This is a genomic window from Vibrio sp. 11-4(1), assembly GCF_013048625.1.
GTDB lineage: Bacteria > Pseudomonadota > Gammaproteobacteria > Enterobacterales > Vibrionaceae > Vibrio > Vibrio diabolicus.
This window is the reverse complement of sequence record NZ_VHSY01000014.1, coordinates 27,235-40,275: the sequence shown is the minus strand read 5'-3', so window position 1 is coordinate 40,275 and position 13,041 is coordinate 27,235. Positions and strand designations below refer to the sequence as shown.

Annotated in this window: 16 protein-coding genes; all 16 read right to left on the bottom strand. The window is 46.1% G+C overall.

The genetic code is table 11. The features are described 5' to 3' along the window. Positions 1–14: 14 nt before the first annotated feature. Positions 15–485, bottom strand: coding sequence for a F0F1 ATP synthase subunit B (gene atpF / locus FKN16_RS21300; protein WP_031780375.1), 471 nt, complete (start codon positions 483–485; stop codon positions 15–17). 74 nt (positions 486–559) lie between these two features. Next, entirely contained in the window at positions 560–814 is a 255-nt protein-coding gene (atpE, locus tag FKN16_RS21295; protein WP_002540812.1) for a F0F1 ATP synthase subunit C, read from the bottom strand. A 57-nt stretch (positions 815–871) separates the two neighbouring features. Continuing rightward, positions 872–1,684: a F0F1 ATP synthase subunit A gene (gene atpB / locus FKN16_RS21290; protein ID WP_005378922.1), complete on the bottom strand. Its 813-nt coding sequence runs from the start codon at positions 1,682–1,684 to the stop codon at positions 872–874. Positions 1,685–1,692: 8 nt separating this feature from the next. Beyond that, positions 1,693–2,082, bottom strand: a complete 390-nt coding sequence (locus tag FKN16_RS21285) for a F0F1 ATP synthase subunit I (RefSeq protein WP_005378921.1) — start codon at positions 2,080–2,082, stop codon at positions 1,693–1,695. A gap of 189 nt (positions 2,083–2,271) precedes the next feature. Then, entirely contained in the window at positions 2,272–3,153 is an 882-nt protein-coding gene (locus FKN16_RS21280) for a ParB/RepB/Spo0J family partition protein (RefSeq protein WP_005394090.1), read from the bottom strand. A 24-nt stretch (positions 3,154–3,177) separates the two neighbouring features. After that, positions 3,178–3,951 (bottom strand): ParA family protein, encoded by a 774-nt coding sequence (locus FKN16_RS21275; RefSeq protein WP_005383838.1) that lies wholly within the window; start codon positions 3,949–3,951, stop codon positions 3,178–3,180. 10 nt (positions 3,952–3,961) lie between these two features. Then, a complete protein-coding gene (gene rsmG, locus FKN16_RS21270) occupies positions 3,962–4,597 on the bottom strand; it encodes a 16S rRNA (guanine(527)-N(7))-methyltransferase RsmG (RefSeq protein ID WP_170903494.1) in 636 nt (211 codons plus the stop codon). Further along, positions 4,597–6,492 (bottom strand): tRNA uridine-5-carboxymethylaminomethyl(34) synthesis enzyme MnmG, encoded by a 1,896-nt coding sequence (mnmG, locus tag FKN16_RS21265; RefSeq protein WP_170903493.1) that lies wholly within the window; start codon positions 6,490–6,492, stop codon positions 4,597–4,599. Before mnmG ends, rsmG begins: the two co-directional genes overlap by 1 nt. 477 nt (positions 6,493–6,969) lie before the next feature. After that, a complete protein-coding gene (gene mioC / locus FKN16_RS21260) occupies positions 6,970–7,404 on the bottom strand; it encodes an FMN-binding protein MioC (RefSeq protein WP_005394096.1) in 435 nt (144 codons plus the stop codon). Positions 7,405–7,504: 100 nt separating this feature from the next. Next, positions 7,505–8,866: a tRNA uridine-5-carboxymethylaminomethyl(34) synthesis GTPase MnmE gene (gene mnmE / locus FKN16_RS21255; protein ID WP_005383836.1), complete on the bottom strand. Its 1,362-nt coding sequence runs from the start codon at positions 8,864–8,866 to the stop codon at positions 7,505–7,507. 117 nt (positions 8,867–8,983) lie between these two features. Further along, positions 8,984–10,606 (bottom strand): membrane protein insertase YidC, encoded by a 1,623-nt coding sequence (gene yidC, locus FKN16_RS21250; RefSeq protein ID WP_170903492.1) that lies wholly within the window; start codon positions 10,604–10,606, stop codon positions 8,984–8,986. 2 nt (positions 10,607–10,608) lie between these two features. Beyond that, positions 10,609–10,866 carry a membrane protein insertion efficiency factor YidD gene (gene yidD, locus FKN16_RS21245; RefSeq protein WP_005378822.1) on the bottom strand — a complete coding sequence of 86 codons (258 nt, stop codon included), beginning with the start codon at positions 10,864–10,866 and terminating at the stop codon, positions 10,609–10,611. Beyond that, positions 10,833–11,156 (bottom strand): ribonuclease P protein component, encoded by a 324-nt coding sequence (gene rnpA, locus FKN16_RS21240; protein ID WP_005394102.1) that lies wholly within the window; start codon positions 11,154–11,156, stop codon positions 10,833–10,835. The genes yidD and rnpA overlap by 34 nt, the downstream gene beginning before the upstream one ends. Before the next feature lie 46 nt (positions 11,157–11,202). Further along, a complete protein-coding gene (rpmH, locus tag FKN16_RS21235) occupies positions 11,203–11,337 on the bottom strand; it encodes a 50S ribosomal protein L34 (RefSeq protein WP_005378825.1) in 135 nt (44 codons plus the stop codon). Between the two features lie 242 nt (positions 11,338–11,579). Next, positions 11,580–12,317, bottom strand: coding sequence for an amino acid ABC transporter ATP-binding protein (locus FKN16_RS21230; RefSeq protein WP_048625594.1), 738 nt, complete (start codon positions 12,315–12,317; stop codon positions 11,580–11,582). Then, positions 12,314–12,985, bottom strand: coding sequence for an amino acid ABC transporter permease (locus tag FKN16_RS21225; protein ID WP_005378829.1), 672 nt, complete (start codon positions 12,983–12,985; stop codon positions 12,314–12,316). The genes FKN16_RS21230 and FKN16_RS21225 overlap by 4 nt, the downstream gene beginning before the upstream one ends. Positions 12,986–13,041 lie beyond the last annotated feature (56 nt).

The following is a 13,041-nucleotide window of genomic DNA, read 5'->3' as shown; positions in this document are numbered from 1 at the left end:
ATGCGCCCCCAGACTTAAAGTTTTGCAGTAATGTTGTCGAGAATATCTTTTTGCGCATCTTTATCGATAGAACGCTCAAGGATTTTCTCAGCACCAGCTACAGCCAGAGTAGCAACTTGTTTGCGCAGGTCATCGCGCGCACGATTGCGTTCAGCTTCAAGTTCTGCTTCTGCTTGCGCTAGGATTTTCTGGCGTTCTGCCTGAGCTTCCTCGCGAGCTTCATCAAGAATTTGAGACTTACGCTTGTTCGCTTGTTCGATGATCTCAGTTGCTGTGCGCTTCGCTTCTTTCAATTGATCAGAAGCGTTGGCTTGTGCTAGATCCAAGTCTTTCGCAGCACGTTCTGCTGCTTGAAGGCCATCAGCAATTTTCTTCTGACGCTCTTCGATCGCTTTCATCAATGGTGGCCATACATACTTCATGCAGAACCACACAAATAGTGCAAACGAGATTGCTTGACCTAGCAGAGTTGCGTTTATGTTCACAACAGCTACCCCTCTATTTGGACTTAGTGTTAATCAGTGACAAGCGCTAATCGCTCGTCCCGAGTTAAAGGTGATTAACCTAGTTGACCAACGAATGGGTTTGCGAAAGTGAATAGTAGCGCGATTACGATACCGATCATTGGAACCGCATCAAGTAGACCCGCGATGATGAACATCTTAACTTGTAGCATAGGAGCCATTTCTGGTTGACGTGCAGCACCTTCTAGGAATTTACCACCTAGCAGTGCGAAACCAATCGCTGTACCAAGAGAAGCAAGACCGACGATAATACCTACGGCGATTGCAGAAAAGCTCAGTAAAGTTTCCATTACTATCTCCAATTTATAGTTGTTGGCTTAGTGCCCAAATAAAAAGCTTTAAAAAAATTAATGATCAGGATCTTCGTGTGCCATTGACAGGTAAACAATTGTCAACATCATGAATACGAAGGCTTGAATCGTAATAACCAAGATATGGAAGATTGCCCACGGTAGTGAACCCATCCATTGTAAGTACCATGGTAGCATTGCCGCACAAAGAATGAATACAACCTCACCCGCGAACATGTTACCGAATAGACGCATACCAAGTGATAGAGGTTTCGCCAGTAGCGATACCACTTCAATCAGTAGGTTAAACGGAATCATAAGTGGGTGATTGAATGGATGTAGTGCAAGTTCTTTTGCGAATCCACCTAGACCTTTCACTTTGATGCTGTAGTAAATCATCAATGCAAAAACGCCTAGAGCCATAGCCATGGTGATATTCACATCAGCAGACGGTACAACCTTAAGGTAAGGGATACCTAGCCAATGTTCTGCTGGGTACGGTAAGAAGTCGATAGGAACTAAGTCCATCACGTTCATCAAAAATACCCAACAAAAGATAGTCAGTGCTAAAGGCGCGATCAGTGGGTTGCGTCCATGGAACGTGTCTTTGACGTTATCGGCGACAAATTCAACGATCATTTCTACAGCACACTGAAGCTTACCCGGTACACCCGCTGTTGTTCTCTTCGCTACTTTGTAAAAAATTCCGAGGAAGATTAAACCAGTAAACCAAGAAAAAAACAGGCTATCGATATGTACGTTCCAGAAACTTGTCTCCGACCCTACTAAACCCAACTTATACAGCGATAGGTTAGAAAGGTGGTGGGCAATGTAACCGGACGATGTTAGCGCTTCACCTGGCGCAGCCATAACTCATCCTATTTTTTGTTGTTAATGAATAGCACTGGTGCACAGATATTAATACCTAGTACCAGCAAATAGGTTAGTTTGAGGGGAACAAGTTCCACCTGCATATACATGTAGGCAACATAGAACAGTGCAACCGTGATGAGAATTTTCAGTACTTCACCCGTATAGAAGGAAGCCGCGATGCGCTTGGCAGCGCGAGCCCCACTAAACATGAAAGCACACAGCGCAAATACTGCATTGGCAACAACAAAAATGCCTCCGCCAATCAGCGCTGAAAATCCCCAGTCAGGATTTATGGCTACCGCCATTCCTGCTGCCACAAAAATAACCGCGCCAGACTGGATCATTAACAATTGCCTTGCGAGCTCTCGTCCTGGTCTAGCTAACGCAGCTACCATGTATTCGTACCTCTAGTAATATCCACTTCGCACTAAACTCTCTGTGCTGGGAAATTGGCGAAAATTATACGTTCAGTTCAACGTAAAGCAATTCGATTGCATCAAAAACTTACAGTTTTGTTTACAAAACGACAACTTTCGCACAAAATTCGATTAATTAGATTAATTGACCTAAATCAATTATCTCATCTAGGCCTCAAGCTTGGCAATTAGTTGGTCCAATTTGTGAGGCTCATCAAGACTTATCGTCAATTTCGCTTTTCCGTTTGCAGAACGGGTCAGAGAAACTTTTGCATCAAGCAGCTGACTCAATTTATGCGACATTTGCTCAGCTTCGGTATCTTCTTGTTGCCCTTTTTGCTCATTTTGTGGGGCTAAACACTTTTTTACTAACTGTTCGGTTTGGCGAACAGTCATTTGCTTTTTCGCGACTTGTTGAGCAACCTCAACCTGCTGTTCACCCTGCAAGGCCAATAGCGCTCGCGCATGACCCATTTCTAGCAATTTATCCGCAACCAAGCTTTTCACATCGGACTCAAGCTGGTTTAAACGTAACAAGTTACTGACCGTCGTTCTCGACTTACCAATCACTTCTGCGACTTGTTGATGCGTAAGCGTAAATTCGTCTTGTAAGCGCTCAAGCGCTTGTGCTTCTTCAATCACATTCAAGTCTTCACGTTGAATGTTCTCAATCAACGCCATGGCAATCGCCGCGCGATCTTCGACTTTCTTCACCAAACACGGCACGCGTTTTAAACCAGCCTGCCTTGCCGCACGCCAGCGGCGCTCACCTGCGATGATCTCAAACTGGCCGTTTTCAACCTGGCGAACCACGATTGGCTGAATAATGCCTTGTGACTGAATCGAAGCCGCTAATTCTTCTAGCGCTTCAGGCGCCATATCTTTACGCGGTTGGTATACGCCCGGTTGCAATTGACCAATCGCTAAGTCGGTTAACTCACCGTCTGCCGATAATTCTTGGCTATGCGATGCAATATGCTGTTTTTCACGAGCAAACGAACTGGTCGACAATAACGCATCCAGTCCTTTTCCGAGACCACGCTTAGACATGGGATTGAATTCCTTAGGTTAGAGTTAAACTGGGATTTCTTCGCGGCGGAGCATTTCGCCCGCTAGAGCAAGATACGCTTTGGCCCCTGCAGAGTACTTATCGTAGTACATCGCTGGTTTACCGTGACTTGGCGCTTCGGCCAAACGCACATTACGCGGAATGACGGTACGGTAAACTTTATTGCCAAAGTGTTTTTTAAGTTGATCGGACACTTCATTCGATAGGCGGTTGCGCGGGTCGTACATAGTACGCAGTAAACCTTCGATTTTGAGGTTTTCATTAACCACAGCCGCTAACTTGCTGATTGTGTCCATAAGAGCAGTTAAACCTTCTAACGCAAAGTATTCACATTGCATCGGCACCAGCACAGAATCAGCTGCCGCCATCGCATTGATTGTAAGAAGGTTTAGAGAAGGAGGACAATCAATAAAGATGAAATCATAGTTATCGCGAACTGACGACAATGCATTTTTTAAACGCACTTCGCGAGCGAACACTTCCATCAATTTGATCTCTGCCGCGGTTACGTCACCGTTCGCCGCGATCAAATCATACTTCCCTGTGGTTTGGGTACATACGACTTGATCGAACGGTGTATCTTCGACCAAAAGATCGTATGCGGTGGCATCGACCATATACTTATCCACGCCACTGGCCATCGTAGCATTGCCTTGCGGGTCGAGATCGATCACCAAAACCTTGCGCTTTGTTGCCGCCATCGAAGCCGCTAAGTTAATGCACGTTGTTGTTTTGCCGACCCCACCTTTCTGGTTGGCGATTGCTACAATTTTACCCACGATTACCTCGCTAATTTTCCTTGCGCGATAAGATTACTAGATGACGATCACCTTCCAACTCAGGAACAGCTAAAGATATGATCTCTGTCACACTGCACCATTCAGGAAGCTGATCCATTTCATCTTTAGGGTGCTGTCCTTTCAGCGCTAGAAACACCCCATGCTCTTGTTTCGGCAAATGGTGGCACCATTCCACCATGTCTGTCATTGAAGCAAAAGCTCGACTCAAAACGCCATCAAATTTTTCTTCAGGTTGGAATTCTTCGACGCGACTTTGAATTGGTGTCACGTTTTTCAGCCCTAATATGTGCACGACTTGCTTGATAAAACGGATGCGTTTGCCAAGACTGTCGAGCAAGAAGAAGGTCTTCTCAGGGTTCATGATTGCCAAAGGTATGCCCGGTAAGCCCGGACCAGTACCAACATCAATGAAACGCTCACCGGGCAGGTGTGTGCTCACCACGATGCTATCAAGAATATGTTTCACTAACATATCAAGCGGATCGCGCACCGACGTTAAGTTGTACGCTTTGTTCCACTTGTCGAGCAGTTCGACGTAACCGACCAATTGCTCTCTTTGTTGCTCTGACACTTCTAAATCGGTTTTCGCGATCAGTGAATCCAGCTTTGTTCGCAATGCGCTCATTATTCTTCCTCACCTTTCTTCAGCAAACCATGCTTTTTCAAGTGAACAAGTAGAATAGAAATTGCAGCAGGCGTAATACCAGAAATGCGCGATGCAATACCGATGCTCTCTGGTTTGGCTTCACTCAGTTTAGCAACGACTTCGTTTGATAAACCTTTTACATCGCGGTAATCCAAATCAGCAGGTAACTTGGTATTTTCGTGACGCAATGATTTTTCGATCTCTTCCTGCTGACGCTTGATGTAACCATCGTATTTTACTTGAATTTCAACTTGCTCCGCCGCTTGCTGATCTTCAAGTGCAGGAGCAAACGCTTCAAGTTGCGTCAGTTGCGAATAAGTGATCTCTGGACGACGCAGAAGATCCTCACCACTCGCTTCACGTGCCATTGGTGTTTTCAGCAGCTTGTTCAGCTCATCCACGCCTTCTGACTTCGGATTCATCCACGTTGATTTCAAACGTTGACGTTCCATTTCCATGTTATTGAGTTTCTCGTTAAAGCGAGCCCAACGAATATCGTCAATCAAGCCTAACTCGCGTGCTTTTTCCGTTAAACGTAAATCGGCGTTATCTTCACGTAGCAACAAGCGATATTCCGCACGAGAAGTGAACATGCGGTACGGTTCTTTGGTACCCATGGTCGATAAATCATCAATCAATACGCCCATGTAAGCTTGGTCACGACGTGGGCTCCAGCCTTCTTTGTCTTGGCTGTACAAGCTTGCGTTTAGACCGGCCATCAAGCCTTGCGCTGCGGCTTCTTCGTAGCCAGTCGTACCATTAATCTGACCAGCAAAGAACAGACCATGAATAAACTTGGTTTCGTACGTTTGCTTCAAATCACGTGGATCGAAGAAATCGTACTCAATCGCATAACCAGGACGAACGATATGCGCATTTTCAAAGCCTTTCATTGAGCGAACGATTTGTACTTGCACATCAAATGGCAAGCTAGTCGAGATACCGTTAGGGTATAGCTCGTGCGTCGTTAAACCTTCTGGCTCAATGAAGATTTGGTGGCTATTTTTATCCGCAAAACGCATCACTTTGTCTTCAATCGACGGGCAGTAACGCGGACCAATGCCTTCAATCACACCCGCGTACATCGGACTGCGATCCAAGTTGCTACGGATCACGTCGTGCGTTTGCTCATTGGTGTGCGTAATAAAACATGGGATCTGACGCGGGTGTTGTTCGCGTTTACCCATGAATGAAAATACAGGGGTAGGGTTATCACCGTGCTGAGCTTCAAGCACTGAAAAATCAACGGTGCGAGCATCAATGCGCGGTGGGGTACCCGTTTTTAAACGATCCACACGGAATGGCAGTTCACGTAATCGATCCGCTAATGCGATCGACGGTGGATCTCCTGCACGTCCGCCTGAAGAGCTCTCCATGCCAATGTGGATCTTACCACCAAGAAACGTACCTACCGTTAGTACGACGGCTTTCGCATGGAAGCGAAGTCCCATTTGAGTCACCACGCCAACCGCGCGGTCTTGCTCAACAATCAGATCATCCACTGACTGCTGGAACAGCGTTAAGTTAGGTGCATTTTCTAATGCGTTACGGACGTACGCTTTGTACAGAGCACGATCCGCTTGAGCTCGAGTCGCTCGAACTGCAGGACCTTTGGAGGCATTTAGTGTACGGAATTGAATACCTGCATGGTCGATGGCTTCAGCCATCAAACCGCCCATAGCATCCACTTCTTTTACTAAGTGACCTTTACCAATACCACCAATCGCCGGGTTACAAGACATCTGGCCTAATGTATCGATGTTATGGGTAAGGAGAAGCGTTTTTTGTCCTGTGCGTGCAGATGCGAGCGCGGCTTCCGTTCCTGCGTGTCCGCCACCGACAACAATGACGTCAAAGTTTTCGTGATAAAGCATGAACTGACCTCAGGTATTCAAAGGGATTTAATGGACAGATAAAGGAGCCGTATTTTACCTGCTTTATGCCACAGAGAAAAACGTTTTCTCGTTTTATCCGTTTTAAGCTTCAAGATAAATATATATAAGATCTATATATATGATCTTTTATTAGATCTACTATTAGGATCGACCGTTTCTGTGGATAACCTAAAAATGATCAACAAGATCATGGATCTTCTTTGGATCATATCTTGTGATCATGATTGGATCAGATCGAGGATTACCTGGGATCAAAAGTGGTAGTTATACACAGGGGGTAAAATTGATCAAAGTTGTTATTGGGATAACTAAAGGAAAATCACTGGATCTTATCGTAGTTATCCACAGCTCGTTTGATTGGTTTTTGAGCAGTTAAACAAAATAATTTGACGGGAGTTATTCACATTGGGGAAAACAGAGCCGAATTTCGACTCTGTTGAAGGGAAAGCGGAGAGCTTAAAAGCGTTCGATATTCTCTTTTAACCATGCCTCAGCGGCGTCTTCGGGTACTGCATGGCTCAGTACATCAATCTTAAGACAATCAGCGAGCGGTGTGGCACCAATGTCCTCTAGTAAATCATAAGCGTGTTGACCAGCGGCGCAGAACGTATCATAGCTTGAATCACCAATCGCAATCACTGCGAACTTTACGTCGGTCATTTTCGGCGGGGTATTTTGTAATGCCGCGATAAAAGGTTGAATATTATCAGGGTACTCACCAGCCCCATGGGTTGAGGTGATCACCAACCACGTTCCTTGATTTTCGATCTCATCAAGAGATGGCTGATTGTGGATCGTTGTTTCAAATCCATTCTCGTTGAGTAGATCACTCAGGTGATCCCCTACGTATTCTGCGCCACCTAGCGTGCTGCCTGTAATAATGTGGATCATACTTCTTCCTTATTGAATGCGACGGCTAAAGCTCATGGATGGCTTGCCGTACAAAAAGAAACGCGGTGTGAGTTAAGCTCAGCACCGCGCGTTCGATTATTTACTTCCCGATACAGAATGAAGAGAAGATTCGGCCCAGTAAGTCGTCTGAACTGAACTCGCCGGTAATCTCGTTGAGATGCTGCTGGGTGATGCGCAGCTCTTCTGCCAGTATCTCGCCAGCCATATAGCCTTCAAGCTGTTCCTGGCCTATTTGAAGGTGCTGTGCGGCGCGTTCCAACGCATCGAGGTGACGGCGACGAGCCATAAAGCCACCTTCACTGTTGCCAGAGAAGCCCATACACTCCTTGAGATGATCGCGCAGAGCTTCAACCCCTGCACCAGTCTTCGCTGACAAACGGATAAGGGTAGGGTTATTGACGTGGCAGATCCCCATATCTTCACCCGTTTGATCCGCTTTATTACGTATCACAGTTATGCCAATGTTGTCTGGTAGGCGATCCACAAAATCTGGCCAGATATCTTTCGGATCGGTGGCATCGGTTGTCGTGCCATCCACCATAAACAACACGCGGTCTGCTTGGGCTATTTCATCCCATGCACGTTCGATACCGATTTTCTCTACTTCATCGGAAGCATCACGCAAACCTGCTGTATCAATGATGTGCAGTGGCATGCCATCAATATGGATGTGCTCACGCAGTACATCACGCGTGGTTCCTGCGATGTCGGTTACGATTGCAGATTCTTTACCCGATAGCGCGTTCAGCAGGCTTGATTTGCCCGCATTTGGACGACCCGCAATCACGACTTTCATTCCTTCACGCATAATAGCGCCTTGGTTAGCTTCTTTGCGCACCGCATCTAGGTTGTCGATGATGGCTTGTAGGTCACCAGCCACTTTACCGTCGGCCAAAAAGTCGATCTCTTCTTCAGGGAAGTCGATGGCTGCTTCAACATAGATACGCAAATGAATCAGCGACTCAACTAAGGTATTAATGCGGCCTGAAAATGCGCCCTGTAAGGATTGCAGTGCCGATTTTGCTGCTTCTTCAGAACTGGCATCAATGAGGTCTGCGATCGCCTCTGCTTGAGCGAGATCGAGTTTATCGTTCAGAAACGCGCGCTCAGAGAACTCACCAGGGCGAGCTGCTCTAATACCATCAATACCTAGAATGCGTTTTATCAGCATATCCATCACGACGGGGCCGCCATGGCCTTGCAGCTCAAGTACGTCTTCACCAGTAAATGAGTGCGGGTTAGGGAAGTACAGAGCGATGCCCTGATCAAGCACTGTGCCATCTTCTGACTTAAACGGCAGGTACTCTGCATAGCGGGGCTTTAGTGTCTTACCCGTGACTTCTAACGCCACTTGGTTGGCTTTAGGGCCTGATACTCGAATTATACCGACACCGCCACGACCAGGCGCGGTCGCTTGAGCGACAATCGTATCTGTAGTCATAATTTTGCCTTTTGAGCTGGGCTCAAATTGAGCCATAACTTTAGTTAGCTGAATTGTAATCAGCCAAAAACAAAAAGGCGACCTTTTGGCCGCCTTTCTCAATCATTTCCTAAAAGGTTACTTGCTGTGTAAGCCTTTTTTCTCTAACCCTTTGTAGATCAGAGTTTGCTGGATAAGCGTTACGATGTTCGACACCAACCAGTACAGAACTAGGCCTGATGGGAAGAACAAGAAGAAGAAGGTAAACATAACCGGCATAAAGGTCATGATCTTCTGCTGCATTGGATCCGTTACTGTAGTCGGGCTCATCTTCTGGATTAGGAACATAGACGCACCCATCAATAGCGGTAGGATGTAGTAAGGGTCCTGCGCTGACAAGTCGTGAATCCAACCAAAGAATGGTGAGTGACGAAGCTCTACCGATTCCATTAGCGCCCAGTATAGTGCGATGAAGATAGGCATCTGTAGGATAAGAGGTAAACAGCCACCGAGTGGGTTTACTTTCTCTTTCTTGTACAGTTCCATCATTTCTTGGCTCATACGTTGGCGGTCATCACCGATACGCTCACGCATTGCTTGCAGCTTAGGCTGAAGCATACGCATTTTCGCCATAGACGTGTATTGCGCTTTTGTTAGTGGGTACATTGCACCACGAACGATGAAGGTCAGACAGATGATTGCCACACCCCAGTTACCAACAAAGCTCTGGATGAATGAAAGCAACATATGAAGAGGCTTCGCAATGAACCATAACCAGCCGTAGTCCACTACTAGGTCTAGGTTAGGTGCCACTTCTGCCATTTCATCTTGCAGTTTTGGACCAACCCAAAGTGTTGCTTCAAACTTAGCCTGATCGCCTGTTGCGATAGTTTTGTTTGGCATACGAACGCCGATGTCGCCTAGGTTGCCAATTACACGAGTGTATAGGTTAGTACCTGGTTCGTTACGTGGGATCCAAGCTGCGGCAAAGTAGTGCTGAATCATTGCTGCCCAACCTTGGCTATCGGCTAGGTTAAGAGACAGGTTGCGATCCTGCATATCATCAAAGCTGTACTTCTTGTAACGCGTATCTTCTGTTGAGTATGCGCCACCACGGTAAGTAGGCATTGTGATGCTACCACCATCGTCCATTAGGTTTTGACGTAGGTGAGCGTACATACCAAATGTTGCGTTGTTGCCTGAGTTGTTCACTACATCGTATTCAACATTAAGCGCGTAGCTGCCGCGTTTAAAGATGTAAGTTTTGGTGTATTCGATGCCGTTTGCAGTGAATGTCATCGGAACGCGAAGTTCATCTTGACCGTCAGCCATTGTGAAGCTGTCTGCACTTACGTTGTAGTGAGGGCGATTTGTGCTGCTCAAGTCGATACCTTGAGGACCCACTAGACCGCTTTGAGCGATAAATTGGTGACCTTGATCGTCTTTAAGCAGAACAAAGGAATCTGATGAATCTAACTCAGCAGAGTATTCGTTAAGGTTGGCATGTACCACATCGCCACCAACGGTGTCGATCGACAGAGTTAAAACATCAGTCGTTACTGTGATAGTTTTTGCAGAAGCTTGCTGTTGGCCAGGAACTGGGTCAAGTTCATCAGCAAAAGATGGTGCAGGTAGAGTGCTGCTTGATTGAGCCTGTTCAACTGCTTGAGGTTCTGGATTCTTTGCTACTTGCCATTGTTGAAACAGCAAAAAAGAAACCAGGGCCAAACCGATGAGCAGGATATTACGTTGAGAATCCATCGTTAGTTATCTCTGTCTTGTTTTTGGACTGGTGGAACGGGGTCATACCCCCCTTCATTCAAAGGGTGGCATTTTAATAGACGTTTGCCTGATAACCAACATCCTTTTACAAAACCGTGAGCTCTCAAAGCTTCTAGCGCGTAAGTGGAACAGGTTGGTGTGAACCGGCAACGAGGACCAATCAAAGGGCTGATAAACCAGCGATACAGATAAACGAGCCCAATGGCTATCCACGTGAAGGGCGAGACAGGCGTTGCCATAGCTTATCAAACAACTTAAAAATTTCCTCATTGCTTAAATCTTGCGCGCTTTTCTTCGCAATCACAACAAAATCTTTGTTTGGAAGCTGATGTTGATTGTTACGAAAGCTTTCACGAGCCAAACGCTTAAATCGGTTACGACCGACTGCCGTTTTGATTTGCTTTTTTGGAACCGCTAAACCTAATCGTGGATGAGAAAGTTTGTTATTGCGAGCAATGATGGTGAAATGAGGCGAGCCAGCTCGATGAGCTTGCTGGAAGACGTTTTGATAATGCTCGGGAGTTAACAAACGTAACTCCCGATTAAACGCGTACGTGTTCAAAATAAACTAGCGATTATTTTGATAGGCGCGCACGGCCTTTTGCACGACGTGCGTTGATAACTTTACGACCGTTCTTAGTTGCCATGCGAGCACGGAAGCCGTGAGTACGCTTGCGCTTTAGAACTGTAGGTTGAAAAGTGCGTTTCATGATAATTACCTTTACTGATCAGTAGTTTTAGGTTCTTGTTAAACTCGGCGTGGGTATTTGCTTTCTTATATAAAGAAGCTCTTTATATAGAGAAGGACAACCGACGCCTCTCAACAAAGAGGCGGAATTGTAATCACACTCACATAATGTGTCAATGACTCAATGAGTACGAAATTCCGGCCGGGCGATTATACGTAGTGTGAGTAAAATCTCAAGGATCAATCGATCCTGATGCTTGATCGTTACTCTATTCCTACTTGGTTAAGGAATTTTTTCAAACGAGGATCTTGTGGATTATCGAAGATATCCTGTGGAGAACCTTGCTCAACGATATTGCCTTCCGCCATGAAGATCACTCTATCTGCGACTTCTTTCGCGAATTGCATCTCGTGCGTCACCACCAGCATGGTTTGATGCTGATTAGCTAACTTCTTCATTAATGAGAGAACTTCTCCAACCCATTCCGGATCCAACGCAGAAGTTGGTTCGTCAAATAACAGCAGTTCTGGTTGCAGCGCCATCGCTCGGCCGATACCCACACGTTGTTGTTGGCCGCCAGACAATGCCGCTGGATAACTATCGCCTTTATCCCCAAGGCCTATGTCATCCAGAATTTGTTGCGCTCGTTTGAGAGCATCGACTTTTTTCCAACCTCGAACGGTCACTAGACCTTCGGCAATGTTCTGGCGCGCATTCATATGGGCAAACAGGGCATAGTTTTGGAACACAAAGCCAGTTCGACGACGCAGCGCTAATACTTCGGCTTTAGTGTGTTTTTGAGTATCAACGGAGATGTCATCTATCGTGATACGACCTTCATCTGCTTGTTCTAGAAAGTTCACCGTACGCAGCAAGGTTGATTTACCCGTACCACTTGAGCCGATAATCACGATGATCTCACCTTGCTTAATATCGAGGTCGATGCCTTTCAGCACTTCAGTCTCACCAAAACGTTTGTGAATATTTTCTAACTTAATCATCGTACGTACGCCTTATTCAGTTTTGCTTCTGCCCAGATTTGTACGCGAGTCAGAATCACCACCACGCCCCAGTAAATAAGAGCAACCGCAAGGAAAGCTTCAAAGAAACGGAAACTTGATGAGGCTTCCATCTGTGCTTTCGCCATGATTTCGGCCACACCAAGCGTGAAGGCGAGAGACGTTGACTTGATCATATCGATGAAATAGTTCATCAATGAAGGCAGTGCGACACGCGTTGCTTGAGGTAAAATCACTCGGCGCATCGCCTGAGATGTTGTCATACCCACCGACAAGCTCGCTTCCATCTGGCTACGATCAATACCAATAATGGCGGCACGAATGCTTTCCGCCATATAAGCGGCAAAGTGCAGCGTTAAACCGATCACCGCTGCTGAGAAGGCATCAATACCCACCATCAATGGGAAAATTTGTGGTAAGCCGTAATAAAGCAGGAAAAGCTGAACTAGGAGAGGGGTGCCACGGAAGAAGCTGATGTACAGTTGGCTTAATTGATCCAGAACTGGCAGTTTAAATACGCGAATATTGGCTAAAATGACGGATAAAATCAGCGAAAACACTAATCCCCACGTCGCCATTTCCATGGTAGTGCCAAGATATTTCAGCAATATCGGCAGCAGTTCTAACATGTAATTAAAGTCAAATCCCATACGGCTTACCTAAAGGCTAGAGAAAAGAAAAGGTGGAAAACAAGTTCCACCTTTAC

What these genes read in the sequence shown, in the direction of transcription:
- yidD (WP_005378822.1), bottom strand. Translation starts at nt 10,866, where the DNA reads ATGGCAACGCCTGTCTCGCCCTTCACGTGGATAGCCATTGGGCTCGTT.
- yidC (WP_170903492.1), bottom strand. Translation starts at nt 10,606, where the DNA reads ATGGATTCTCAACGTAATATCCTGCTCATCGGTTTGGCCCTGGTTTCT.
- atpB (WP_005378922.1), bottom strand. Translation starts at nt 1,684, where the DNA reads ATGGCTGCGCCAGGTGAAGCGCTAACATCGTCCGGTTACATTGCCCAC.
- rsmG (WP_170903494.1), bottom strand. Translation starts at nt 4,597, where the DNA reads ATGAGCGCATTGCGAACAAAGCTGGATTCACTGATCGCGAAAACCGAT.
- FKN16_RS21225 (WP_005378829.1), bottom strand. Translation starts at nt 12,985, where the DNA reads ATGGGATTTGACTTTAATTACATGTTAGAACTGCTGCCGATATTGCTG.
- FKN16_RS21280 (WP_005394090.1), bottom strand. Translation starts at nt 3,153, where the DNA reads ATGTCTAAGCGTGGTCTCGGAAAAGGACTGGATGCGTTATTGTCGACC.
- atpE (WP_002540812.1), bottom strand. Translation starts at nt 814, where the DNA reads ATGGAAACTTTACTGAGCTTTTCTGCAATCGCCGTAGGTATTATCGTC.
- mnmE (WP_005383836.1), bottom strand. Translation starts at nt 8,866, where the DNA reads ATGACTACAGATACGATTGTCGCTCAAGCGACCGCGCCTGGTCGTGGC.
- mnmG (WP_170903493.1), bottom strand. Translation starts at nt 6,492, where the DNA reads ATGCTTTATCACGAAAACTTTGACGTCATTGTTGTCGGTGGCGGACAC.
- rpmH (WP_005378825.1), bottom strand. Translation starts at nt 11,337, where the DNA reads ATGAAACGCACTTTTCAACCTACAGTTCTAAAGCGCAAGCGTACTCAC.
- FKN16_RS21230 (WP_048625594.1), bottom strand. Translation starts at nt 12,317, where the DNA reads ATGATTAAGTTAGAAAATATTCACAAACGTTTTGGTGAGACTGAAGTG.
- FKN16_RS21285 (WP_005378921.1), bottom strand. Translation starts at nt 2,082, where the DNA reads ATGGTAGCTGCGTTAGCTAGACCAGGACGAGAGCTCGCAAGGCAATTG.
- mioC (WP_005394096.1), bottom strand. Translation starts at nt 7,404, where the DNA reads ATGATCCACATTATTACAGGCAGCACGCTAGGTGGCGCAGAATACGTA.